Annotated in this window: 21 protein-coding genes and 3 tRNA genes; 8 read left to right on the top strand and 16 right to left on the bottom strand. The window is 54.3% G+C overall.

The window, feature by feature from the left end:
• Nucleotides 1-71 precede the first annotated feature (71 nt).
• From lon to PLU01S_RS16055, 7 genes are all read right to left on the bottom strand, one after another.
• On the bottom strand, nucleotides 72-2,471 hold the full coding sequence (lon, locus tag PLU01S_RS16085) for an endopeptidase La (RefSeq protein WP_019365214.1): 2,400 nt from the start codon (nucleotides 2,469-2,471) through the stop codon (nucleotides 72-74).
• 128 nt (nucleotides 2,472-2,599) lie between these two features.
• A complete protein-coding gene (clpX, locus tag PLU01S_RS16080; protein WP_010794774.1) occupies nucleotides 2,600-3,880 on the bottom strand; it encodes an ATP-dependent Clp protease ATP-binding subunit ClpX in 1,281 nt (426 codons plus the stop codon).
• Between the two features lie 104 nt (nucleotides 3,881-3,984).
• The gene (clpP, locus tag PLU01S_RS16075; RefSeq protein ID WP_010794775.1) at nucleotides 3,985-4,626 is read right to left on the bottom strand and encodes an ATP-dependent Clp endopeptidase proteolytic subunit ClpP; all 642 of its coding nucleotides are present in this window, start codon (nucleotides 4,624-4,626) and stop codon (nucleotides 3,985-3,987) included.
• Nucleotides 4,627-4,716: 90 nt separating this feature from the next.
• On the bottom strand, nucleotides 4,717-6,027 hold the full coding sequence (gene tig / locus PLU01S_RS16070; RefSeq protein ID WP_074824076.1) for a trigger factor: 1,311 nt from the start codon (nucleotides 6,025-6,027) through the stop codon (nucleotides 4,717-4,719).
• A 215-nt stretch (nucleotides 6,028-6,242) separates the two neighbouring features.
• A tRNA-Leu gene (locus PLU01S_RS16065) sits at nucleotides 6,243-6,327 on the bottom strand.
• Between the two features lie 51 nt (nucleotides 6,328-6,378).
• Nucleotides 6,379-6,454, bottom strand: a tRNA-His gene (locus PLU01S_RS16060).
• Nucleotides 6,455-6,484: 30 nt separating this feature from the next.
• Nucleotides 6,485-6,561, bottom strand: a tRNA-Arg gene (locus tag PLU01S_RS16055).
• A gap of 251 nt (nucleotides 6,562-6,812) precedes the next feature.
• On the opposite strand from PLU01S_RS16055, the gene folD reads away from it, so the two are divergent.
• Nucleotides 6,813-7,670 (top strand): bifunctional methylenetetrahydrofolate dehydrogenase/methenyltetrahydrofolate cyclohydrolase FolD, encoded by an 858-nt coding sequence (gene folD / locus PLU01S_RS16050; RefSeq protein ID WP_026003862.1) that lies wholly within the window; start codon nucleotides 6,813-6,815, stop codon nucleotides 7,668-7,670.
• Between the two features lie 55 nt (nucleotides 7,671-7,725).
• Here folD and cysS read toward each other — a convergent pair whose 3' ends face one another.
• Both cysS and PLU01S_RS16040 read right to left on the bottom strand, forming a co-directional pair.
• Nucleotides 7,726-9,111: a cysteine--tRNA ligase gene (gene cysS / locus PLU01S_RS16045; protein WP_074824074.1), complete on the bottom strand. Its 1,386-nt coding sequence runs from the start codon at nucleotides 9,109-9,111 to the stop codon at nucleotides 7,726-7,728.
• A complete protein-coding gene (locus PLU01S_RS16040) occupies nucleotides 9,111-10,781 on the bottom strand; it encodes a glutamine--tRNA ligase/YqeY domain fusion protein (RefSeq protein ID WP_074824071.1) in 1,671 nt (556 codons plus the stop codon). Before PLU01S_RS16040 ends, cysS begins: the two co-directional genes overlap by 1 nt.
• Nucleotides 10,782-10,900: 119 nt before the next feature.
• On the opposite strand from PLU01S_RS16040, the gene PLU01S_RS16035 reads away from it, so the two are divergent.
• Both PLU01S_RS16035 and PLU01S_RS16030 read left to right on the top strand, forming a co-directional pair.
• Nucleotides 10,901-11,395, top strand: a complete 495-nt coding sequence (locus PLU01S_RS16035; protein ID WP_010794780.1) for a peptidylprolyl isomerase — start codon at nucleotides 10,901-10,903, stop codon at nucleotides 11,393-11,395.
• Nucleotides 11,392-12,114: a UDP-2,3-diacylglucosamine diphosphatase gene (locus PLU01S_RS16030; protein WP_010794781.1), complete on the top strand. Its 723-nt coding sequence runs from the start codon at nucleotides 11,392-11,394 to the stop codon at nucleotides 12,112-12,114. Before PLU01S_RS16035 ends, PLU01S_RS16030 begins: the two co-directional genes overlap by 4 nt.
• Before the next feature lie 23 nt (nucleotides 12,115-12,137).
• Here the strand turns inward: PLU01S_RS16030 and PLU01S_RS16025 are convergent, their stop codons facing one another.
• On the bottom strand, nucleotides 12,138-12,746 hold the full coding sequence (locus tag PLU01S_RS16025) for a MiaE family protein (RefSeq protein WP_010794782.1): 609 nt from the start codon (nucleotides 12,744-12,746) through the stop codon (nucleotides 12,138-12,140).
• Between the two features lie 112 nt (nucleotides 12,747-12,858).
• Nucleotides 12,859-13,335: a DUF1289 domain-containing protein gene (locus PLU01S_RS16020; RefSeq protein ID WP_019365221.1), complete on the bottom strand. Its 477-nt coding sequence runs from the start codon at nucleotides 13,333-13,335 to the stop codon at nucleotides 12,859-12,861.
• A 394-nt stretch (nucleotides 13,336-13,729) separates the two neighbouring features.
• Here PLU01S_RS16020 and acnB point away from each other — a divergent pair, with 394 nt between their 5' ends.
• Nucleotides 13,730-16,333: a bifunctional aconitate hydratase 2/2-methylisocitrate dehydratase gene (gene acnB, locus PLU01S_RS16015; RefSeq protein WP_010794784.1), complete on the top strand. Its 2,604-nt coding sequence runs from the start codon at nucleotides 13,730-13,732 to the stop codon at nucleotides 16,331-16,333.
• A 53-nt stretch (nucleotides 16,334-16,386) separates the two neighbouring features.
• On the opposite strand, the gene PLU01S_RS16010 is transcribed toward acnB, so the two are convergent.
• Both PLU01S_RS16010 and PLU01S_RS16005 read right to left on the bottom strand, forming a co-directional pair.
• Nucleotides 16,387-16,995 carry an START domain-containing protein gene (locus tag PLU01S_RS16010; RefSeq protein WP_074824069.1) on the bottom strand — a complete coding sequence of 203 codons (609 nt, stop codon included), beginning with the start codon at nucleotides 16,993-16,995 and terminating at the stop codon, nucleotides 16,387-16,389.
• Nucleotides 16,996-17,046: 51 nt separating this feature from the next.
• Nucleotides 17,047-17,301 (bottom strand): YkgJ family cysteine cluster protein, encoded by a 255-nt coding sequence (locus PLU01S_RS16005; RefSeq protein ID WP_010794786.1) that lies wholly within the window; start codon nucleotides 17,299-17,301, stop codon nucleotides 17,047-17,049.
• 285 nt (nucleotides 17,302-17,586) lie between these two features.
• Between PLU01S_RS16005 and PLU01S_RS16000 the strand changes: the two genes are divergently transcribed.
• The 3 genes from PLU01S_RS16000 to PLU01S_RS25745 all read left to right on the top strand — a co-directional run bounded on the left by PLU01S_RS16000 (nucleotide 17,587) and on the right by PLU01S_RS25745 (nucleotide 18,763).
• Nucleotides 17,587-18,126 carry a 3'-5' exonuclease gene (locus PLU01S_RS16000; protein ID WP_010794787.1) on the top strand — a complete coding sequence of 180 codons (540 nt, stop codon included), beginning with the start codon at nucleotides 17,587-17,589 and terminating at the stop codon, nucleotides 18,124-18,126.
• Between the two features lie 70 nt (nucleotides 18,127-18,196).
• Nucleotides 18,197-18,478 (top strand): pyrimidine/purine nucleoside phosphorylase, encoded by a 282-nt coding sequence (gene ppnP, locus PLU01S_RS15995; RefSeq protein ID WP_074824066.1) that lies wholly within the window; start codon nucleotides 18,197-18,199, stop codon nucleotides 18,476-18,478.
• A gap of 117 nt (nucleotides 18,479-18,595) precedes the next feature.
• Entirely contained in the window at nucleotides 18,596-18,763 is a 168-nt protein-coding gene (locus PLU01S_RS25745) for a PA1571 family protein (protein ID WP_162842011.1), read from the top strand.
• Here PLU01S_RS25745 and pdxB read toward each other — a convergent pair whose 3' ends face one another.
• Nucleotides 18,764-19,903, bottom strand: coding sequence for a 4-phosphoerythronate dehydrogenase PdxB (gene pdxB, locus PLU01S_RS15990; protein WP_074824063.1), 1,140 nt, complete (start codon nucleotides 19,901-19,903; stop codon nucleotides 18,764-18,766).
• A gap of 50 nt (nucleotides 19,904-19,953) precedes the next feature.
• Between pdxB and PLU01S_RS15985 the strand changes: the two genes are divergently transcribed.
• Nucleotides 19,954-21,396: an MATE family efflux transporter gene (locus tag PLU01S_RS15985; protein WP_233432128.1), complete on the top strand. Its 1,443-nt coding sequence runs from the start codon at nucleotides 19,954-19,956 to the stop codon at nucleotides 21,394-21,396.
• A 1-nt stretch (nucleotide 21,397) separates the two neighbouring features.
• Here the strand turns inward: PLU01S_RS15985 and tusA are convergent, their stop codons facing one another.
• Entirely contained in the window at nucleotides 21,398-21,637 is a 240-nt protein-coding gene (gene tusA, locus PLU01S_RS15980; protein ID WP_019365227.1) for a sulfurtransferase TusA, read from the bottom strand.
• Between the two features lie 86 nt (nucleotides 21,638-21,723).
• On the bottom strand, nucleotides 21,724-22,779 hold the full coding sequence (gene rlmM / locus PLU01S_RS15975; RefSeq protein WP_074824060.1) for a 23S rRNA (cytidine(2498)-2'-O)-methyltransferase RlmM: 1,056 nt from the start codon (nucleotides 22,777-22,779) through the stop codon (nucleotides 21,724-21,726).
• Nucleotides 22,780-23,072: the final 293 nt, after the last annotated feature.

Here is a 23,072-nt window from a genome sequence, read left to right as displayed (position 1 = left end):
GTGAGGCATGCCTGACACTTGAAGAGCCGCTTTATATCAAGGGCTCAAAAAAAGTGTCAAGGAAGCTCTGGCTAGTGCGTGCTGATTCTTTCTTTTGAATCCTGCTCGCGCTTTTCTTCATTCGTGACTATTTCAGGAGCCGCATCTGGCAAGGGCTCCGGCGCATATTGCAGCGCAACCTGAAGGACCTCGTCAATCCATTTGACAGGCTTAATCACCAAATCGGCCTTAATATTATCCGGAATGTCGCGCAGATCGCGTACATTCTCCTCCGGAATGACCACCGTACGGATTCCCCCACGATGTGCCGCCAGTAATTTCTCCTTCAAACCACCAATGGCCAGTACCTGGCCACGCAGCGTAATCTCACCTGTCATGGCTACATCAGCACGCACTGGGATCCGGGTAGCAGCCGACACCAGCGCGGTGCACATACCGATACCAGCACTTGGACCATCTTTGGGTGTAGCGCCTTCTGGTACGTGAATGTGGATATCGTGCTTCTCATGGAAGTCCTTGGGAATACCAAGGCTCTTACCACGGCTACGCACAACCGTCAGTGCTGCAGTAATGGATTCCGCCATTACATCGCCCAGCGAACCGGTTTTGATCAACTGCCCTTTCCCCGGCACAACAGCCGCTTCAATAGTCAGAAGCTCGCCGCCAACCTGCGTCCAGGCTAGCCCTGTGACCTGGCCGATCTGGTCCTGCTGTTCAGCCAAACCATAACGGAACTTACGTACACCCAGGTAGTGCTCGAGGCTTTCACTGGTGACAGCAGCCTGTTGAGCCGCTTTTTCCTTGGCGTGCTCCTTGACAATCTTGCGGCAAACCTTGGCAACCTGACGTTCAAGGCTACGTACCCCCGCCTCGCGGGTGTAGTAACGCACCATGTCTCTTAGAGCAGCCTCGTCAAAGGTCACTTCGGTCTTCTTCAAACCGTTTGCCTTGACCTGCTTGGGTATCAGGTACTTGGTAGCGATATTGACCTTTTCGTCTTCCGTATAGCCAGGCAGACGAATCACTTCCATACGATCCAGCAACGGTGCCGGAATATTCATGGAGTTGGCCGTACAAAGAAACATAACATCCGACAGATCGTAATCAACTTCCAGATAGTGATCATTGAAGTTGTGGTTCTGTTCTGGATCCAGCACCTCGAGCAGAGCGGAGGCCGGATCACCACGCATGTCGTTACCCATCTTGTCGATTTCATCGAGCAGGAACAATGGGTTACGCACGCCAACCTTGGTCATCTTTTGAATCAAACGACCAGGCATGGAGCCGATATACGTACGACGATGGCCACGAATCTCAGCCTCATCACGCACACCACCCAGGGCCATACGAACGAACTTGCGGCCGGTGGAGCGCGCGATGGACTCAGCCAGAGACGTCTTACCTACCCCAGGCGGACCAACCAGGCACAATACCGGGCCACGTACTTTCTTGACTCGTTTCTGGACAGCGAGATACTCCAGAATCCGATCTTTGACTTCCTCAAGACCGTAGTGATCTTCATCAAGAATGTCCTCGGCCTTGCTCAGATCCAAACGGACCTTGCTTTCCGCCTTCCATGGGACATTCACAAGCCAGTCAATGTAGGAACGTACTACTGTGGCCTCGGCAGACATGGGAGACATCTGCTTGAGCTTGTTCAGCTCTGCATTGGCCTTAGCCAACGCTTCCTTGGTCAGACCAGCATTGTCGATGCGCTTTTTCAGGTCATCGATTTCACTGTGGCCTTCGTCGATGTCGCCCAGCTCTTTCTGAATGGCCTTCATCTGCTCATTCAGATAATACTCGCGCTGGCTACGCTCCATCTGCTTCTTGACGCGACCACGGATCCGCTTCTCGACCTGCAACAGATCGATTTCTGCGTCCAGCAACGCCAGAACGTGCTCGACTCGCTCAGCAAGATCTACGATCTCAAGGATTTCCTGCTTCTGCTCAAGCTTAAGCGCCATATGGGCTGCCATCGTATCGACCAGGCGACCTGGATCGTCGATACCATTAAGTGAAGACAGCACCTCTGCTGGCACTTTCTTGCCCAGCTGGACATATTGCTCGAACTGGCTCATCAGGCTACGAACAAAGACTTCCGACTCGCGGTCTGCCGCTTCGGTATCCTCGATCAGCTGAACCTCAGCGCGAGAATAACCCTTGGCCTCAACAAAACGCTCAATGTTGCCGCGCTGCTCACCCTCTACCAGCACTTTAACAGTGCCATCAGGAAGTTTGAGCAGTTGCAAGACAGTGGCAACGGTACCCATGCGGTACAGGCCATCGGAGTCTGGATCATCGTCGGTAGGATTCTTTTGCGCAAGCAGTAGGATCTGCTTGTCGCTGGCCATGGCAGCTTCCAGGGCCTCAACAGATTTTTCACGCCCAACAAAGAGCGGAATTACCATGTGCGGATACACCACTACATCACGCAGTGGTAAAAGAGGCAATTCAATCGTTTTATTCATGGTTTCAGCTCTTGGCATTCGACTGGCCGCATAGAAACGACCGTATGGCATGTTTTTCTAACATGCGGCCTGATCGATCAGAAAACAAGGCTAATTAATGCGAAGGGCCCCGCAGGGCCCCTTTTTATTTATGCATCCGGTGCCGCTTTGACCGGGTCGTTGTTTTCGTAAATCAACAACGGTTGGGAAGTACCCTCAATGACGCTCTCATCGATGACGACTTTGCTGACCTCCTTCTGAGAAGGAATCTCATACATCGTATCGAGCAGAACGCCCTCGAGTATGGACCGTAGACCACGTGCGCCTGTTTTACGTTCCAATGCCTTGCGGGCCACTGCCTTCAAAGCGTCTGGACGGAACTCGAGATCCACCTCTTCCATTTCGAAGAGTTTGCCATACTGCTTGGTCAGTGCATTCTTGGGCTCGGTCAGAATCTGCATGAGCGCCGCTTCGTCAAGTTCATCTAGCGTTGCGATTACAGGCAAACGACCAACGAACTCTGGGATAAGACCAAACTTGACCAGATCTTCAGGCTCGGCATCACGAAGTGACTCACCGATTTTCTTGCCCAATTCCTGGCTACGGACTTCGGCATTGAAACCAATTCCGCCCGCCTTGGTAGAACGGCTCTGGATGACCTTTTCCAATCCGGCAAATGCACCGCCACAGATAAACAGGATGTTACGCGTATCCACCTGCAGGAACTCCTGCTGAGGATGCTTGCGTCCGCCCTGCGGGGGTACTGAGGCTACCGTACCTTCAATCAGCTTGAGCAGAGCCTGCTGCACGCCCTCACCCGATACATCTCGAGTAATAGAGGGGTTATCAGACTTGCGCGAAATCTTGTCGATCTCATCGATATAGACGATGCCCATCTGGGCTTTTTCAACATCGTAATCGCACTTCTGCAAAAGCTTCTGAATAATATTTTCAACGTCCTCACCCACGTAACCTGCTTCGGTTAACGTAGTGGCGTCCGCAATGGTAAACGGTACGTTCAACAGACGTGCCAGCGTTTCAGCCAGCAAAGTCTTACCGGAACCTGTCGGTCCAATAAGCAGAATATTACTCTTGCCCAACTCAACGTCATCTTTCTTCTCACGTTGGTTGAGACGCTTGTAGTGGTTGTATACCGCTACAGCCAATACTTTCTTGGCACGTTCCTGACCAATCACGTACTGATCAAGAATCGTACTGATTTCTTTAGGTGCTGGAAGTTTATGTGCACTGTTTTCGGCCTGGGCTTCCTGTACTTCCTCACGGATGATGTCATTGCACAGGTCGACACATTCATCGCAAATAAAGACTGAGGGACCGGCAATCAACTTACGCACTTCATGCTGGCTCTTGCCGCAGAAAGAGCAATACAACAGCTTGCCGTTGTCGTCACCGTTGCGAGTATCTGTCATTCGATCAATCCAATCGGGTTACTTACAGGAACAAGATGAAGGCAAATCTATGCATTTTCAAGCCTGCCACTCAGTAATCATGACTTAGTGGCAGGCTTGCCGGCTCAAGCGGGAATATTGCGCTTTTCCAACACCTTGTCGATCAAGCCGTATTTCACAGCCTCATCACCGCTCATGAAGTTATCGCGATCGGTATCACGGGCGATAACATCCATGGGTTGACCCGTATGATGGGCCAACACTTTGTTTAGACGCTCACGGATCGTCAAAATTTCACGCGCGTGAATTTCGATGTCCGATGCCTGACCCTGAAAGCCACCCAAGGGCTGGTGGATCATCATACGAGAGTGAGGCAGACAGTAGCGTTTGCCGGCAGTACCACCTGCCAGCAGCAAGGCACCCATACTGCACGCCTGGCCTACGCAGATTGTCGAGACATCGGGCTTAATGAACTGCATGGTGTCATAGATAGACATACCAGCTGTCACCGAACCACCAGGTGAGTTGATGTAGAGGTGAATATCCTTGTCAGGGTTCTCCGCTTCCAGAAACAGAAGCTGAGCGACCACCAGGTTGGCCATATAGTCTTCGACCTGGCCTACCAGGAAAATCACCCGCTCCTTGAGCAGACGCGAGTAGATATCATACGCGCGCTCGCCACGAGCAGATTGTTCGACCACCATGGGCACCAGGCCGCCAGCGGCTTGAACTTCGGGCATTGTTTGCATGAACGAATTGCGGGACATGTCCTGCGATCACTCCCTATCAGGATGGTCTTGCCTTAAGACGCATAAGCCAGCACGAGGCTGGCTTATGTGATTCGAGGCGGGTAAAGATCAGGCTGCTTGCGGGGCCTCGGCCGGTTTGACCGCGTCCTCGTAGGAAACCTGCTTATCGGTCACTTTAGCCTTTTCAAGAACAGTATCTACGACTTGTTCTTCGAGTACAACCGAACGCACTTCGTTCAATTGCTGCTCGTTCTGGTAGTACCAGGCAACGACCTGCTCAGGCTCCTGGTAGGCAGAGGCCATTTCCTCGATCAGTGCACGTACACGCTCGTCGTCAGGCTTGAGCTCAAACTGCTTGACCATTTCCGCAATGATCAGACCCAGAACAACACGGCGCTTAGCCTGCTCGGTAAACAGCTCAGCCGGCAGTTGATCGGGCTTGATGTTGCCACCGAACTGCTGAACAGCCTGAACACGCAGACGATCAACTTCGCTGTTGATCAGAGCGGCTGGAACTTCGATCGGGTTAGCAGCAATAAGGCCATCCATAACTTGGTTCTTGACCTTGTTCTTGATCGCCTGACGCAGCTCACGGTCCATGTTCTTGCGAACTTCAGCACGGAAGCCTTCCAGAGTAGACTCCTGAACGCCGAACTGAGCAAAGAACTCTTCGTTCATTTCAGGTAGCTGCGGAGCAGAAACCTTGGTTACCTTCACACTGAACTCGGCAGTCTTGCCAGCCAGATCCAGGTTCTGATAATCCTCCGGGAAGGTCAGATTAAGCACACGCTCTTCGCCCGCCTTTGCACCCACCAGGCCTTCCTCGAAGCCCGGAATCATGCGGCCGGAGCCCAGCACCAGCTGAGTACCGTTTGCAGAGCCGCCCTGGAAGGCTTCACCGTCGATCTTGCCTACGAAATCGATAGTGACCTGATCATCGTTGGCCGCTTCGCGGTCGACTTCCTCATAACGAGTGTTCTGCTTACGCAAAATCTCAAGCATGTTATCCAGATCGCTATCAGCGACTTCGGACTGCAGACGCTCAACCTGAATGTCTTCCAGGCCTTTCACTTCAAACTCAGGGAATACTTCGAATGTAGCGACGTATTCAAGGTCTTTGCCTTTTTCGTAAGCCTTGGGCTCAACAGAAGGCGCACCTGCCGGGTTCAGTTTTTCCTGAACGATGGCTTCGTAGAATGTTTCTTGAATCAGATCACCAAAGGCTTCCTGACGAGCGCTGGCTTCGTAGCGCTGACGAATGACACTCATCGGCACCTTACCAGGACGGAAACCAGGCACTTTAACGCGGCGAGCAGTTTGCTGCAGACGCTTGGCGACTTCGGTCTCGATACGCTCGGCCGGCACGCCTACGGTCATTCGGCGCTCAAGAGCGGAGGTGCTTTCAACAGAAACTTGCATGGATAATCCTCATGGCACAGACATAGGCCGGCCGTTCCGGCCCCCAGAAACAGGGCAAGCATTCTAGAGGTAGAGGATACGGAAGTCATCCTGCATAAAGCAGGTATTGGTCACCAAGCATGAAAAAAGCCTGCAACCCCTCTCGCTCATACCCGAAACATGCCAGCCATTTTCAAGGCAAAAAAAAACCGACATCGCTGTCGGCTTTTTCACTATGGTGCGGACGGAGAGACTCGAACTCTCACACCTTGCGGCGCTGGAACCTAAATCCAGTGTGTCTACCAATTCCACCACATCCGCGTAACACTTAAAACGAACATCAGGCATTAATAATACCTGATGTTCTCAATATGGGGTGGACGATGGGAATCGAACCCACGACACCAGGAGCCACAATCCTGTGCTCTACCAACTGAGCTACGCCCACCATATTGCATTGCTTGCGCCGAACCGCCAATGGCGCGCCCGGCAGGACTCGAACCTGCGACCATCCGCTTAGAAGGCGGATGCTCTATCCAGCTGAGCTACGGGCGCTTTATTGCGCAGCAACCGTTGCTTACGAAACAGCCTCCTAAGAAGCTGAGCCGGTTCGCATCGCCTTCTCATTTCGTTTCAGGCTGTGCTCGGCAAGCGGGGCGTATATTACGAATGACTCGACCACTCGTCAACAATTTTTTTAAAAAAATTAAGAAGATAGGTTCACTACCCTCTCACCAAGGCTTCTTCCTTTAGTGCGTACATGCGAAAATAAGCATCCTTCCTCCATTAGCAAGACCTATCTGCATATGACTGCTCAACTGATCGACGGTAAAGCGATCGCCGCTTCTCTCCGCCAAGAAATTGCCCAACGCGTTGCCCAGCGGCGTCAACACGGGTTACGCGCCCCTGGCCTGGCAGTCATTCTGGTAGGTGACGACCCAGCTTCCACGGTATACGTTACTCACAAAAGAAAGGACTGCGAGGAAGTAGGCTTTGTATCCAGGGCGTACGACCTTCCCAGCACCACCACACAGCAGGAGTTGGAAGCGCTGATTGACTCACTGAACGCAGATGCTGCAGTTGACGGCATCCTGCTTCAGCTTCCCCTACCCGCTCACCTTGATGCTTCCAATCTGCTTGAGCGCATCAGTCCCGACAAGGATGTTGATGGTTTCCATCCGTTCAATATAGGTCGACTCGCTCAACGCATACCCCTGCTCCGCCCCTGTACGCCCAAGGGCATCATGCGTCTACTGGAAAGTATAGGGGCAGACCTGTACGGCATGAATGCAGTGGTGGTAGGCGCCTCCAACATTGTCGGTCGCCCCATGGCGCTGGAGCTACTCTTGGGCGGCTGTACAGTAACAGTTACTCATCGTTTCACCCGTGATCTGGCCGCTCATGTCAGCCAGGCCGACCTGGTGGTGGTGGCGGCAGGCAAACCAGGCCTAGTGAAGGGCGAGTGGATCAAGAAAGGCGCTATCGTCATTGACGTAGGCATCAACCGCCAGGCAGATGGAAAACTGGTTGGCGATGTCGAATATGAAACAGCTTTGGAACGCGCCAGCTGGATCACGCCTGTTCCTGGCGGTGTTGGCCCCATGACGCGTGCCTGCCTACTGGAGAACACGCTCTATGCAGCTGAACAGCTGCATGCCGAATAAAAATATCTCCCCATAAAAAAGGCCGCTAACGCGGCCTTTTTTATATCAGGTGAACTCAGTTGGCCAAACGCCACGTCGTTCCACCTTTACCATCCTCAAGCACGACACCCATGGCTGTCAGCTCATCGCGAATACGATCCGACTCCGCCCAGTTCTTTGCTGCTCGCGCATCCAGACGCGCCTGAATCAGGCGATCTACGGCCGCTTCGTCAACCTTGCCCTCCGCACCTGCGCGTAGATACTCATCCGGCTCCAGCTGTAGAACACCCAGCACTTCAGCCATCTGCTTGAGTCGAGAAGCAAGGCCAGCGGCAGCTTGAATATCCTGATCTCGCAGACGATTGACCTCACGGACCATTTCAAACAGGACCGCGCAGGCCTCTGGCGTGTTGAAGTCGTCATCCATTGCGGCCGCGAAACGCTCCACATAGGGCTCACCGCCAGCAGGCGATGCCTGCGGTAGACCTTTCAAGGCGTGATAGAAGCGATCCAACGCGCCGCGTGCTTCACGGAGGCTTTCTTCAGAATAATTGATCGGGCTGCGGTAATGACTGGAAACCAGCAAATAACGAACGACTTCCGGGTGGTATTTCTCCAGCACCTCGCGGATGGTGAAGAAGTTGCCCAGGGACTTGGACATCTTTTCGCCATCCACCCGTACAGCCCCAGCATGCATCCAGGATGCCGCATATGTTTTTCCCGTAGCGGCCTCACTCTGAGCGATTTCGTTTTCATGATGGGGGAAAACGAGGTCAGGGCCTCCGCCGTGAATATCAAACGTATCACCCAGGCAGCATGTAGACATGACCGAGCATTCAATATGCCAACCGGGACGACCCGCCCCCCAGGGTGATTCCCAACTCGGCTCACCCGGCTTGGCAGCTTTCCACAGGACGAAATCCAGAGGATCTTCCTTGGACTCATCCACCTCAATACGGGCCCCAATGCGGAGATCTTCAATCTTTTTGCGTGACAGTTTGCCGTATCCCGCAAAACGCCCTACACGGTAATACACATCTCCGTTTCCAGGCGCATAGGCATAACCTTTGTCTATCAAGGTCTGGATCATAGTGAACATGCCAGGAATATGATCAGTCGCACAAGGCTCAACGTCTGGACGCTGAACACCCAGGCGGGTTTCATCCTGATGCATCGCTTCGATCATACGTCCAGTCAGGTCTTTGAACGTTTCGCCATTTTCCTGCGCACGGCGAATGATCTTGTCGTCAATGTCTGTAATGTTGCGTACGTAGGTCAGGTTGTAACCTGACTTGCGCAGCCATCGAGCCACGACGTCAAATGCCACCATCACACGTGCATGACCAATATGACAGAAGTCATAGACTGTCATACCGCACACGTACATACGGACATTATTGCCCTCGAGCGGCTTGAACGTTTCCTTGGTCTTGGTGAGCGTGTTGTAGATCGCAAGTGGCATTATTGCCCCCAGGAGTCGCGTAAGGTGACGGTACGATTGAAGACCGGAGCACCCGGCTTTGAGTCTTTCAGATCGACACAGAAGTAACCTTCACGCTCGAACTGAAAACGGTCCTCTGGCTGGGCCTGCGCAAGCGATGGCTCAGCACGGCACCCAGTCAGCACCTGCAGCGATTCCGGATTGATATTATCCAGGAAGGTCTGCCCCTCTTCCGCTTTCTCAGGTTGCGGCGAACGGAACAGACGATCGTACAGGCGAACCTCACACTGAACACTGCCTTCGGCAGGCACCCAGTGAATGACACCCTTTACCTTGCGGCCTTCAGGGTTCTTCCCGAGGGTTTCAGGATCATACGAGCAACGCAGTTCGACGATATTGCCCGCCTCATCCTTGATAACCTCATCGGCGCGAACAACATAACTTCCCCGTAGACGAACTTCGCCATTTGGCTCAAGGCGCTTGTACCCCTTGGGCGGATCGATCATGAAGTCATCGCGGTCGATGTAGAGCTCACGTGTAAACGGTAGCGTACGCATCCCCATGTTTTCCTTCGGATGACGTGGCAGCTCCAACTGCTCCACTTTGCCCTCAGGATAATTGGTAATGACAACCTTGAGCGGCCGCAGTACACACATGGCCCGAGGCGCATTTCGGTCCAGATCTTCCCGGATGCTGAACTCAAGCATGGCGATATCGACTACACCATTGGAGCGAGCAACGCCTACCATCTCGCAGAAATTACGAATGGAGGCCGGTGTATAACCGCGACGGCGATAGCCAGACAGCGTAGACATGCGCGGATCATCCCAGCCGTTTACATGCCGCTCATCAACCAGCTGCTTCAGCTTACGCTTACTGGTTACGGTGTAGTTCAAATTCAGGCGGGCGAACTCGTACTGACGCGGTTGCGCCGGCACAGGCAGATTTGCCAGGAACCACTCGTACAGCGGGCGATGATCCTCGAATTCGAGTGTGCAAATAGAGTGAGTGATTCCCTCGATTGCATCCGACTGGCCATGTGTAAAGTCATAGCTCGGGTAGATGCACCACTTGTCACCCGTCTGGTGATGATGGGCGTGGCGGATACGATACAAAATCGGATCGCGCAAATTCATGTTTGGCGAGGCCATGTCGATTTTGGCACGTAGCGCCTTTTCACCATCCCTGAACTCGCCCGCCTTCATGCGTGCAAAGAGATCCAGGTTTTCTTCAACGGAGCGGTCACGGAAAGGACTGTTCTTGCCCGGCTCGGTCAATGTGCCACGATACTCACGCGCCTGCTCGGGCGTGAGATCATCAACATAGGCTTTACCCGTCTTGATCAGGTGTATCGCCCAGTCATAGAGCTGATCGAAATAATTGGAGGCATAGCGCTCCTCACCTGCCCATTTGAAGCCCAGCCACTCGACATCACTTTTGATGGCATCGATGTACTCCTGATCTTCCTTGGCTGGGTTCGTATCGTCAAAGCGCAGATTGCACTCGCCGCCAAACTCTTGAGCCAGCCCGAAGTTCAGGCAAATCGACTTGGCGTGGCCAATGTGGAGATAACCGTTAGGCTCTGGCGGAAAGCGTGTCACAATCTTTGTGTGCTTGCCGGCATCCAGATCAGCCTGGACGATCTGACGAAGAAAATTCGCTGGAGTAGCGGGAGTTTCTGGCTTGCTCATGGGGTCCTTAATACTGTGTTGTTCGGCTTAAGGGTAGGCCGACTAAATCAAAGTCCGTATCATAGCCGAACCCGTCAAGACCCTGACAAACTTCCTATCTGACCACGGACATAAATTCCATGATCAAATTGCATACAAACCACGGCGTCATCACTCTTGAACTGTTTGAAGATAAGGCTCCTGAAACAGCAGCCAACTTCAAAGAGTATGTAAAGAGCGGTCACTATGACGGCACTATCTTTCATCGCGTGATCAATGGCTTCATGGTCCAGGGCGGCGGTTTTGAGCCTGGCATGAAGCAAAAGTCCACCCGTGCACCGATCAAGAACGAAGCGAACAACGGTGTCTCCAACCGCAATGGCACGGTCGCCATGGCACGTACCATGGACCCGCACTCAGCGTCCGCACAGTTCTTCATCAACGTGTCGGATAATACCTTCCTGGACCACACCGCCCCGACTACACAAGGCTGGGGTTATGCTGTATTCGGTCAGGTTGTTGAAGGCATGGATGTCGTCAATGCCATCAAGGGTGTAGCGACTACATCCCGCGCCGGCCATCAGGATGTCCCGGCTGAAGATGTCATTATCGAGCGTGCCGAGATCGTTGAGTGATACTGCTGATCTCTGATCTGCATCTCGAACCTGAACGCCCGGATATTTCCCGGGCGTTTTTGCGTTTTCTTGAGACAGAAGCTGTTCACGCCGATGCCTTGTATATTCTAGGCGACTTTTTTGAGGTATGGATCGGCGATGACGCCATGGATGAGTTTCAAAAAGGCATCGCACGAGCCCTAAAGACCTTATCTCAAGGCGGCACACGTATTTTTCTGATGCATGGCAATCGCGATTTCTTGATCGGAAAGGAGTTTTGCCGACTGGCAGGATGTACCCTACTGGCCGACCCGACCGTTATCGAAGCCGAAGGCAAGCGCCTTCTGCTGATGCATGGCGACAGTCTGTGCACACGGGACGAAGCCTACATGCGATTACGCCGCTGGCTTCGCAATCCGGTTTCATTGTGGATCCTGCGCCATCTTCCTCTAAAGAAGCGTCGCGAGCTGGCCAGGAAATTACGCAACGAGAGCAAGGTGCAGACCCGGCAAAAAGCCATGGATATTGTAGACGTCACACCTGAAGAGGTTGAGGGCATCATGCGGCGCACCCGCACTCAGACCCTGATTCACGGGCACACACATCGTCCTGCCACACATGAATTCATGCTTGATGACAGCGCTGCAACGCGAATTGTGTTGGGTGACTGGGACCGTTACGGCTGGGTCCTGAAGATTTCCCGTGACCGACTGGAGCAGGAACGCTTCGAGCTGGCGTGATACGGCTCGAAGCGTAATGGCTATTACGCTGCGCGCGGCACACCGCTATGAAAGCGCATCTCCGTATCCGCTGAGGCAATAAGCTCGGCTTCTAGCGCTCTGATCTCCTGAATCTTGGCGGTCACATCCTGCTCGTCACCATATAGATAGGCCAGCTTCAGGTAATCCTGATAATGACGCGCTTCCGACTTGAGCAAACCGCTGTAAAACTTGCTCAATTCTTCATCCAGATGCGGAGCAATTGCAGAGAAGCGCTCGCATGAACGGCACTCGATAAAGGCTCCTACGACAAGCGAGTCCGTTAGTCGGTACGGCTCATGATTACGGCACAGCTTACGCATGGCACCGGCATAGCGGGCCGACGTTACGTTTTCATGCGCAATGCCACGCTTCTTCATGATTTGGAGCACCTGCTCGAAATGTCGCAACTCTTCACGGGCAATCCGTGACATCTTGTTTACCAGATCCAGCTTATTGCTGTAAGTAAACAGGTAATGAAACGCAGCGCCCGCTGCTTTCTTTTCATTATTGGCATGATCGATCAAGAGGGTAGGAAGATCCTGCAAAGCAGCTTCCACCCAAGCTTCCGGCGTTTTACAAGCCAGGAATTCGTCCATTTCGGGCAACAACATAACGCAAATCCTTTAATCAACAGGCGGCTAACCATCTGTTCCAGAATCAAGGGAAGCACATCCGCCTGAAGCGATTGCACTGGAATATGAGGTGATTATACGGTGTGCGGTGTCAGACTCGAACGTCCATTCCTTCAAGCAGGAAACGTGGCGCAATGTAGCGTTCATAGTGAGCTTCGGAGAGGATGAAAAACTCTTGGTCGATGGCATCACGCAGCTCCATCAGCGGGCGCTCCCTGAATTCAGGAAAAATATGTATGCCATAAGCATCGACCTGCTGAATATGGCGCGCGCCGCGTGAAATCAGCTGATAGGCCCAGCAATATTCGGACTGCTCAGGAATGAAGCGAATCTTCCGTTGCTGTAGCTGTTCCTTCAGGCGTAGCGGATCAAACACCTCGAGCTTTGCAGAAACCACCTGGGTCAGGAGCACCTCAAGACGGGCCCAGACAGCCCGCTTTTCCTCATCGTTATACGCATTCCAGTTCACGATCTCGTGATGAAATCGCTTGCAGCCCCGGCAAACCTGGTCACCGAATACCGTTGAGCAAAGTCCGACGCAGGGCGTCTTTATGCGCTGGTTGGACATAGTCGTTCCGATCAAGCAAAAGCCTATTTTAGCCTTTCGTCTAACCAAGGTCAGCGTCGTTTAGTCGCATGTTCAGCTTAACTTTAGCGAAACCTTGGAGTAGAATCCGTACGCCCTAAGGGGCGCCATGTCCGATACGAAGCTGTTTTCAAAGCGTCACGAACACAATTATCCGGCAGGTTCCCGGTCAGGGTGCAGCGTACTCATCACACGTCTGCATTCTGGCCCACGTGTAATACCGCTGGCGTAAAACTTTGAAAACAGCTTCGCACCGGAGCCTGAATGACGTCGCATTGGCTCCTGCCTCTTGCTAGCGATTGCTATTTCGTCATCCGGGCTCATGGGGTCGCCAGATCCCGGACGTCATTACTGGACCACTGATGAGGGTCATATTGTGCTTGAAGCCTATCGTAAACACGTAGAAGAGCGTGCCGCGCAGGGTATCGTTGCCCAGCCGCTTAACGCCGAACAGACTGCAGGTTTGGTCGAACTTCTGAAAAACCCGCCGGCCGGCGAAGAAGAATTTCTCGTTGACCTGATCACCAATCGTGTACCGCCGGGTGTTGACGAAGCCGCCTATGTCAAGGCTGGCTTCCTTTCTGCTGTCGCCAAAGGCGAAACCAGCTCCCCGCTGATCTCCAAGCAGCGCGCGGTCGAGCTTCTGGGAACCATGCAGGGTGGCTATAATATTGCCACGCTGGTCGAACTGCTGGATGACGCCGAGCTTGGCACCATAGCCGCCGGACAACTCAAGCATACGCTTCTGATGTTCGATGCCTTCCATGATGTCGCCGAAAAGGCCAAGGCTGGAAATGCCAACGCTCAGTCCGTTCTGCAATCCTGGGCAGACGGTGAATGGTTCAAGGCTCGCCCGGCTGTTCCAGAAAAGGTCACCCTGACCGTTTTCAAGGTACCTGGCGAAACCAACACCGACGATCTCTCCCCTGCGCCTGACGCCTGGTCGCGTCCTGACATCCCGCTGCACGCCCTGGCCATGCTGAAGATGGCCCGTGACGGTATCGTACCGGAGCAGCAAGGCAGCATCGGCCCGCTGAAGCAGATCGAAGAAGTTCGCGCCAAAGGCTTCCCGGTTGCCTATGTGGGTGACGTGGTAGGCACGGGTTCTTCCCGCAAATCCGCTACCAACTCGGTACTGTGGTTCTTCGGTGACGACATCCCCTACGTTCCAAACAAGCGCGCTGGCGGCTTCTGCTTTGGTAGCAAGATTGCTCCGATCTTCTATAACACCATGGAAGATGCGGGCGCTCTGCCAATCGAGTTCGACGTTTCCGCGCTGGAAATGGGCGACGTGATCGATGTTTATCCCTATGCAGGCAAAGTGACCCGTCACGGTAGCGATGACGTGGTTGCCACGTTTGAGCTGAAAACGCCGGTTCTGCTGGATGAGGTTCGTGCAGGTGGTCGTATTCCTCTGATCGTGGGCCGTGGCTTGACTGAAAAAGCTCGCGCCGAACTCGGCCTGGAACACTCCGACCTGTTCAAGAAGCCCGAGCAGCCTGTTGATACCGGTAAGGGTTATACCCTGGCTCAGAAGATGGTTGGCAAGGCCTGTGGCGTGGCCGGCGTTCGTCCGGGCACCTACTGCGAGCCGAAGATGACTACTGTCGGCTCCCAGGACACGACCGGCCCGATGACTCGCGACGAGCTGAAAGACCTGGCATGCCTGGGCTTTTCCGCTGACCTCGTGATGCAGTCCTTCTGCCACACAGCCGCCTATCCCAAGCCAATCGATGTCAAGACTCACCACACCCTGCCGGATTTCATCCGTACCCGTGGCGGTGTTTCTCTACGTCCGGGCGATGGCATCATCCACAGCTGGCTGAACCGCATGTTGCTGCCGGATACCGTTGGCACTGGCGGCGACTCCCACACCCGCTTCCCGATTGGCATCTCCTTCCCAGCAGGTTCCGGCCTGGTAGCGTTCGCCGCTGCAACAGGCGTTATGCCGCTGGATATGCCCGAGTCGGTACTGGTTCGCTTCAAAGGCAAGATGCAGCCGGGAATCACGCTACGTGATCTCGTGCATGCCATCCCCTACTATGCGATCCAGAAAGGTCTGCTGACCGTCGAGAAGAAAGGCAAGAAGAACATCTTCTCTGGCCGCATCCTCGAGATCGAAGGCCTGCCGGATCTGACCGTCGAGCAAGCCTTCGAGCTGTCCGATGCCTCGGCCGAGCGTTCCGCTGCTGGCTGCACCATCAAGCTGTCGAAGGAATCCATTGCTGAGTATCTGCAGTCCAACATCACGCTGCTGCGCTGGATGATCAGCGAAGGCTACGGTGATGCCCGTACTCTGGAGCGCCGTGCTCAGGCGATGGAAGCCTGGCTGGCCAATCCAGAGCTGATGGAAGCTGATGCCGATGCCGAGTACACCGAAGTCATCGAAATCGATCTGGCTGAAGTGACCGAGCCGATCCTGTGCGCGCCAAACGACCCGGACGATGCTCGCCTGTTGTCTCAAGTGGCTGGCGACAAGATCGATGAAGTCTTCATCGGCTCCTGCATGACCAACATCGGCCACTTCCGCGCGGCTGGCAAGCTGCTCGACAAGGTCAAGGGCGCCATTCCGACCCGCCTGTGGCTGTCCCCGCCAACCAAGATGGACCAGCATCAGCTGACCGAGGAAGGCTATTACGGCATCTATGGCAAGGCTGGCGCTCGCATGGAGATGCCAGGCTGCTCACTGTGCATGGGTAACCAGGCACGTGTGGCCTCCAACTCGACTGTAGTCTCGACGTCGACTCGTAACTTCCCGAACCGTCTGGGCGATGGTGCCAATGTGTACCTAGCCTCTGCGGAGCTGGCGGCCGTTGCCTCCATCCTGGGCAAGCTCCCGTCGACAGAAGAGTACATGCAGTACGCCAAGGACATCGACAGCATGGCGTCGGATGTCTACCGCTACCTGAGCTTCGATCAGATCGCCGAGTTCCGCGAAAGCGCAGCCAAGGCTAAGATCGATGCGGTTGAGATCGCTTGATCTGATTGGTAGATAAAAAGCGCCCCGGCTAACCCGGGGCGTTTTTATTTGGGTTAACGGCTCTCCGCCGCCTTACGAAGACCTTGCAAGGTGTTGAACGGCGCATCAACGACAAAGCTATTAGCCAACCAAGACGGTATGCTTCCGCCCGGTTCGCTTTGGGCTTCGTACGTCACCTCCACAGATCCTGTCGCCTTTGGCAGCACCTGCCATTTACCGTCGAAACTGCTAACTCGCACGTAGCCGTCTGCAGGAGGTGTGTAAGTGGGCTCCCCTTTTAAATGACGAACGAAACCTCCATTGCCGGCTTGCTCCGTTGTGATATGTAGCACCACATCACGCGCCGTGACCGGCCAGGGCATTTCAATGCGCATATAGGTCCAGGTGTCCTGCCCCTGCTGCTTGAGCACCTTGAGCTGCTGGCAACGATAGAGCCACTTGCAGGAGCTGGCGGTATCCTCCTGAAGTTGCTCGATACGCTCAGGAGTAGCCTTAATCGTAACAACACCACGGTAGGCCTTGTATTTAGACCCCTCCACGCTACGGGTGTAGACCTTTACCCCATCTTCATCCTTTGCAAGTTTCCATTCGTCGGCGTAGGCGCCAGAACACAACGTCGCGAACAGAGCCGTTAAAACAGTTGTTTTAAAAAAAGTACGCATTGAACCTTCCTTTTCTTGTTATGAGCATAAAGTGTGTATGGTGGGGTTAAATCAGGCGGCAGTCACATCTTCCAGATACGCTATCAGCATAAGTGCCTCATCACGGCTGTCACCACAGACAAAAGGCTCTGCCGAAAATGCGCTGCACACCGGCGGTCGTTCCGGCTTTCCAAACAACTCACATAAATCGGTTTCGCTTAGATGTGCACATCGCACACCTGCAGGCTTGCCCTGTGGCATCGCAGGCAATGGCGTGGAAATAGAAGGCGCAATGCAACATGCACCACAGCCGGCACGGCATTCCATAACGTATAGACCTGAGTAGTAGATACAAAAAGCATAAGGGGGATTGGCCCCAACGCCAAGCGTCACTCAAACGTTTGTCCAAGCAGCTGATACCTGGCGTCCAACTTAATAGTCGGCACTGGCATGGATTCAGTCACACCCTTCGTCAGAAGAGCCTCAAAATATACTTAGCTCTGTGTTTAAGCCTGAAACTTGCCTATCTTGATACAGGTCTCTGCCTGTGGGCGCCGGTCCGTTACCAGGATGCCTTCTCCTCTTACTTACAAGAAGCTCTTTGGAGGCACGATGAAGCGTTGGCTGGTCATCGATCTGGAAGCGACCACTGATGAAGGCGGATGGCCTGTCGAGGAGATGGAGATCATCGAGATCGGCGCCGTGTTGATCGATAGCACCGGACAAGAGCTTGATCACTTCCAGAGCTATGTAAGGCCCCTGCATCGACCTCTGCTGACCGCGTTCTGCAAATCGCTTACGCACATCACCCAAGACGATGTAGACAGCGCAGCGCCTTTATATACGGTCTGGCAACACTTTGAGCAATGGCTGAGTAGCCATGAAGCGCATTTGGCGGGCTGGTGCAGCTGGGGTGACTATGATCGCCGTCAGCTACAGCGTGATTGGCGTGAGCACAGAATCAGCACACTCCTGGCACGCACTCCCCACATGAATCTCAAGCAGCGCTTTGCGAAGTCCAGGCAACTGCCCCGCCCTGTCAGCCTAGGCTCGGCCCTGAGCCTTGCCGGATACTGCTTTCATGGTCAGCCGCACAGGGCCTTGGAGGACGCGCGTAACACAGCAAGACTATTGCCCATAACCGTGCACTAATGGCTTAGTGGCGGCAGCGTAAAGGTTTCGGCATACTGGCTTAACGTTTAAAACAATCCTAAGGAAAGCCATGTTCAAGGTTAACGAATATTTTGACGGCACCGTTAAATCCATCGCCTTCAATCTGAGCAGTAAGCCAGCCACCATTGGTGTCATGGCGCCAGGGGAATACGAATTCGGAACGAGCCAATTGGAAATCATGAACGTGGTAGCAGGTGCCCTGACGGTCAAACTACCTGGCAGTGATGGTTGGGAAACTTTTGAGGCAGGCCAGAAATTCACCGTTCCGGCCAACAGCAAATTCCAGCTCAAAGTCAGCGTGGAAACGGCTTATCTTTGCGAATATCACTGACAGGCCAAGTGCATAGCGAACGCTATGCACCCTTGCGGCACTTTTGGACGCTCTAGGTTGTCATATCTTCTTAACCTGTCTTGGCTAGGTTGGACTCATATGGCAAAGGAGACTGAAATGACCGTTCAGAACACTTCTCAGCACACAACCTCCGATCATGCTCAACGCCTGGGTGGCGCCCTCATCGATGAAAAGGGTCGCGAGATCCCGATTACCGAGGCCATGATTCAAAAGGCATGTCGTGAGCCAGACGACTCTCTCAAGACGCCTACATGCCCTGAGTAATCACAGACGTGTAGCGCCTAATGCTTCTACGATTCGGGAAGTTGCCGGGCTTGCATCTGTATAAACGCGAAGTCCGGTAATTTCCCGACGCTGGGGATAATGCTTTCTAAGTAGATCAAACCCGTTACGCCGCGTTTGAGTATCACCTTTGAGTGATAATCGAAAAGCGGCGTCATCATTGCGCGGATCATAAACGGCCCGACACAGAAGTCTCAGTGCCTGTTCAGGCGTAGCGCTGGCCGAAAGCTCGATCTTTGATAGCCACTGTTCAGGTAGAAAGTCCTCCAAGGCTTTTTCTGGCCTCTGTTCCTGCCAGGCGCAAAAGGCAGCGTAAATCATTGCAGTACCGCGCCACTTGCCTTCAAGGCTATGGCCAGCAATATGAGGTGTCGCCAGGCGGCATCGCTTGGCCAGCTCTACATCGACCTCAGGCTCACTCTCCCAAACATCCAGAACAACCTCCAGATCGGCACCTTCAACCAGACATTTACGAAGCGCCTGATTGTCGATAACTTCCCCACGGCACGCATTGATGAGCCATGTTCCAGCCTTCAATTCAGCCAGGCGCTCAGCATCAAAAAGGTGATACGTCGCGTCAGGCCCGGAACGTACCAGCGGTGCGTGCAGAGAAATGACATCACATTTCTCCATCACGGTTTCAAGCGAGACAAAATCATCGGGTGCGGATAGCGCACGTGGTGGATCACACACCAGAACATTCAGATTCAACCCTTTCAGCACCTCCACCAGACGGCCACCAACCTGTCCGGCGCCTACAACCCCATAGGTGCGCTCACTCAGCGAGACTCCGCGGGCGTCGCTCAAGGCAAGAAGCGCACCCAGAACGTAATCGACAACGCCGCGTGCATTGCACCCCGGCGCACTGCTCCAGGCAATGCCAGCCGATTCCAGATAATCAATGTCCAGATGGTCCGTACCGATGGTGCACGTCCCCACGAAACGGACCGGTGAGCCTTCCAGCAATGCCCGAGTTACAGGTGTTATGGACCGTACGATGAGAACATCAGCCTCGCCCACGGCAGCCCTATCCATGGCGCGGCCTGGCATTCGCCTGATCGATCCAAAGGCACCAAAAAATTCATCCAGAAGGGGGATATTTTCATCTGCGAGGATGCGCATCTTGAACTCCAATCAGCGAGACATACATTTTATCAGGCCCAAGACGTGTGATGGATTTCTCGGCATCCGAAAAGCGTCGTACACTGACCAACTTTTCCTTACCTGATAATCTCGTGGACACAAGACCTACCCGGCGGCAGCGGATCCGTCATGAGCTAACGGCCCTGCTCGCACTGGCAGCGCCTATTATCATTGCGCAGTTATCGCACTCTGCCATGGGGTTCGTCGATGCCGTCATGGCCGGGCGTGTCGGTCCGTTGGACCTGGCAGCCGTTGCGCTAGGCAATTCCGTCTGGGTGCCGGTCTTTCTTCTGATGACCGGAACGCTGCTGGCCACTACGCCAAACGTGGCGCAGCATCATGGCGCCAGGCAACCGGAGAAGATTGGTCCGCTTGTTCGACAGGCGCTCTGGTTGGCCGTGGTCATCGGCTTGATAGCCAGCGCTCTTTTATGCTCAGCGAAGCCTTTACTGATTGCCATGCATGTCAGTCCGGAGCTGATTCAGCCAACCATGACCTATCTGCATGGCATCGCCATGGGTATCCCCGCGGTTGCACTGTATTACGTGCTGCGCTGCTTCAGCGACGGGCTTGGACGCACCCGGCCCAGCATGATCATTGGTCTGGTTGGTCTGACACTCAACGTTCCGCTAAATGATCTGTTCATCCATGGTCGCCTTGGCTTGCCAGCGATGGGCGGACCAGGTTGCGGATTTGCCAGTGGCGTGGCGATGTGGTTGATGTTCCTGGGCATGTTCGCATGGGTGCGACGCGCCAAGATCTACCACGCATGCGGTATCTTCAGCCGCTTCGACGCTCCCCAATGGCCAGTGATTCGTCGCCTGCTCTCTGTGGGTGCGCCTATTGGAATCGCGGTATTTGCGGAGTCCAGCATCTTCTCGGTCATTGCCCTGTTGATCGGTGAGCTAGGCGCAACGGTGGTAGCAGGCCATCAGATTGCTCTCAACTTTGCCTCACTCACCTTCATGATCCCCTTGTCGATCGGCATGGCCATCACTGTACGGGTTGGACAGTCCCTGGGACGCGGCGAGCCTCGGCAAGCGCGGTTTTCGGCAGGCACGGGAGTGGCCGTTGGCCTATCCTGGGCCTGTATTTCTGCCAGTATCATGCTGCTTTTCCGCGCACCGATCGCAACGCTTTATACACAGGACCCGGCTGTGGTGAGCCTGGCGGCGTCGCTGATTGTATTTGCCGCTCTCTTCCAGTTTTCAGATGCGGTACAGGTGACAGCGGCCGGGGGACTCAGGGGGTATCAGGATACACGGGCCACAATGGTGATCACACTGCTCGCCTATTGGGGTATCGGTCTGCCAGTAGGTTATGTACTAGGCCTGACCGATTGGGTTGGGCAGGCCCGCGGACCGGCGGGCCTTTGGCAAGGTCTGGTGGTGGGGCTTACCTGTGCAGCGGTATTGCTTGCCATACGCCTTGCACGTAGCGCACGCCGCAGGATAAGAAATGCAGCCCACTAGGTTATTCGACTTTCTTGCGTATCCAATAAAGGTACTTGCCGCCCTCTTCCTCCTTCTGCACCAGCTCATGTCCTAGAAACATGCAGAATTTGGGGATGTCCCGCTGCGTAGAGGGATCAGTTGCAATGACCTTGAGCAGGCTACCACCTGCCAGGTCTCGCACCTTGTTGTGCAGCATCATGACAGGTTCAGGGCAATTCAGCCCGCTGGCGTCAAGTGTCGCGTCAACGGTAAGAGTCATGCTTTTCTCCATTCGGTAGCAGCCGCGCCTTTGACATAGGCACCGGCTGCATCAGTACGTTTCGAGCCGTAAATGTTCTGCTTTGGTTATTTCAAGCGACGGAGGTGACAGGTGACCTCTTCGCGATCGTGGTAGAGCTGTTTGCAGGCAACGGAAACTGACATTCCCTTACTACCAAAATAGCTTTTCAATCGATCCAGAATGCGCCTGACTTCAGCATAGCGCTGCTTCATTGGCAGCTTCAGGTTCACGACAGCCTCCCTGCACCAGCGCTCGCCGATCCAGTTTTCCATGAGCGCGGCTGTGCGGGCTGGTTTTTCGACGATATCGCATACCATCCAGTCGACTTCCTTACGTGGACGAAAGGCATAGCCATCGACTTGCAGATGCTCGATAAGGCCTGACTCCATCAGGGACTCTGCCATCGGCCCGTTATCCACGGCGGTCACGAGCATATCCCGGTTGACCAGTTGCCATGTCCAGCCTCCAGGTGCTGCCCCTAGGTCTACGGCGTGCATACCCGAGGCAAGGCGCTCATCCCACTGCGCACGAGGAATAAACTGATGCCAGGCCTCTTCCAGTTTAAGCGTAGAGCGGCTGGGCGCTTCACGGGGAAACTTGAGTCGGGGTATACCCATCGGCCAGAACGCAGCGTTACGCGGCTCGGCCACGCCAATGAACACATCCGTTCCTGTTCGAAAGGTCAATTGCAGCCGTGGCAAGGCAGAGTCTTCCTTCAGACGGCCGGCCTTGGTCAGTGCAGCCCTCAGAGGCTTTTCGAATTTCTTGCAGAATGTCGACAGCGCTTTGCCGTCATTGGTATCCAATACCTCGAACCACAGGCTCCCGCAGACCGGATAGCTCTGTAGCTCCTGCAGGATGGCTCCTACACGGTCCTGCTCAGGTAACGTGACAAAACCTGTGCCTCGCGCCCATTGGCGCGGAAAGATCAGGTCGGCAAAGCGCAGGCGCTTCATGAGGCGATCTGCACCCTCTGCCTCACTGCAAATGAACTCGGCAAAGGCGCTGGCTGGCTTGCCCCGCGCGTAGCCTGAAATTTCCAGCTGTGCAGCCAGATCGCCAAGCTCGGCACACACCTCGCCTTCAAAACCAGGTCGGCAATGTAACAACAACGTATTCATCAAAACTCCAGCCCTGTGATGCGGCCTTGCAATAAGCCGCGCACTATACCCGAGCCAGCCGGATTGAGCGGAACAGGGAACGTAAAAGCCGTCAATCGGTCCAGTATTGGAGAACAAGCGCAAGACGACGCTTGGTCGACAGGCTGGCGCCGGATGTCCGCCGCTGTTGATACCGATCAGGCCCCATTGATGCTCGGCCCAGAATCTTCGTGCCGAGAGGCAGTGTTGGCAGACTTTTCGGTATTTCCTCGGAGTGGGCCTGAGCCGGGATTAGCGAAGGTCACGTCGTCTTG

Source organism: Pseudomonas luteola NBRC 103146, from assembly GCF_002091675.1.
GTDB lineage: Bacteria > Pseudomonadota > Gammaproteobacteria > Pseudomonadales > Pseudomonadaceae > Chryseomonas > Chryseomonas luteola.
This window is presented reverse-complemented; position numbering and strand designations above follow the sequence as displayed.

Excerpts from the sequence above, each read along its gene's own strand:
- PLU01S_RS16035 (WP_010794780.1), top strand. The coding sequence starts at position 10,901 with ATGATCAAATTGCATACAAACCACGGCGTCATCACTCTTGAACTGTTT.
- rlmM (WP_074824060.1), bottom strand. The coding sequence starts at position 22,779 with ATGAATACGTTGTTGTTACATTGCCGACCTGGTTTTGAAGGCGAGGTG.
- PLU01S_RS16005 (WP_010794786.1), bottom strand. The coding sequence starts at position 17,301 with ATGGAATGCCGTGCCGGCTGTGGTGCATGTTGCATTGCGCCTTCTATT.
- cysS (WP_074824074.1), bottom strand. The coding sequence starts at position 9,111 with ATGCCACTTGCGATCTACAACACGCTCACCAAGACCAAGGAAACGTTC.
- pdxB (WP_074824063.1), bottom strand. The coding sequence starts at position 19,903 with ATGCGCATCCTCGCAGATGAAAATATCCCCCTTCTGGATGAATTTTTT.
- PLU01S_RS16025 (WP_010794782.1), bottom strand. The coding sequence starts at position 12,746 with ATGTTGTTGCCCGAAATGGACGAATTCCTGGCTTGTAAAACGCCGGAA.
- PLU01S_RS15985 (WP_233432128.1), top strand. The coding sequence starts at position 19,954 with ATGGATTTCTCGGCATCCGAAAAGCGTCGTACACTGACCAACTTTTCC.
- tig (WP_074824076.1), bottom strand. The coding sequence starts at position 6,027 with ATGCAAGTTTCTGTTGAAAGCACCTCCGCTCTTGAGCGCCGAATGACC.
- clpP (WP_010794775.1), bottom strand. The coding sequence starts at position 4,626 with ATGTCCCGCAATTCGTTCATGCAAACAATGCCCGAAGTTCAAGCCGCT.
- PLU01S_RS16000 (WP_010794787.1), top strand. The coding sequence starts at position 17,587 with ATGAAGCGTTGGCTGGTCATCGATCTGGAAGCGACCACTGATGAAGGC.
- PLU01S_RS16020 (WP_019365221.1), bottom strand. The coding sequence starts at position 13,335 with ATGTCCAACCAGCGCATAAAGACGCCCTGCGTCGGACTTTGCTCAACG.
- ppnP (WP_074824066.1), top strand. The coding sequence starts at position 18,197 with ATGTTCAAGGTTAACGAATATTTTGACGGCACCGTTAAATCCATCGCC.
- PLU01S_RS16010 (WP_074824069.1), bottom strand. The coding sequence starts at position 16,995 with ATGCGTACTTTTTTTAAAACAACTGTTTTAACGGCTCTGTTCGCGACG.
- PLU01S_RS25745 (WP_162842011.1), top strand. The coding sequence starts at position 18,596 with ATGACCGTTCAGAACACTTCTCAGCACACAACCTCCGATCATGCTCAA.
- clpX (WP_010794774.1), bottom strand. The coding sequence starts at position 3,880 with ATGACAGATACTCGCAACGGTGACGACAACGGCAAGCTGTTGTATTGC.
- folD (WP_026003862.1), top strand. The coding sequence starts at position 6,813 with ATGACTGCTCAACTGATCGACGGTAAAGCGATCGCCGCTTCTCTCCGC.
- PLU01S_RS16040 (WP_074824071.1), bottom strand. The coding sequence starts at position 10,781 with ATGAGCAAGCCAGAAACTCCCGCTACTCCAGCGAATTTTCTTCGTCAG.
- tusA (WP_019365227.1), bottom strand. The coding sequence starts at position 21,637 with ATGACTCTTACCGTTGACGCGACACTTGACGCCAGCGGGCTGAATTGC.
- lon (WP_019365214.1), bottom strand. The coding sequence starts at position 2,471 with ATGAATAAAACGATTGAATTGCCTCTTTTACCACTGCGTGATGTAGTG.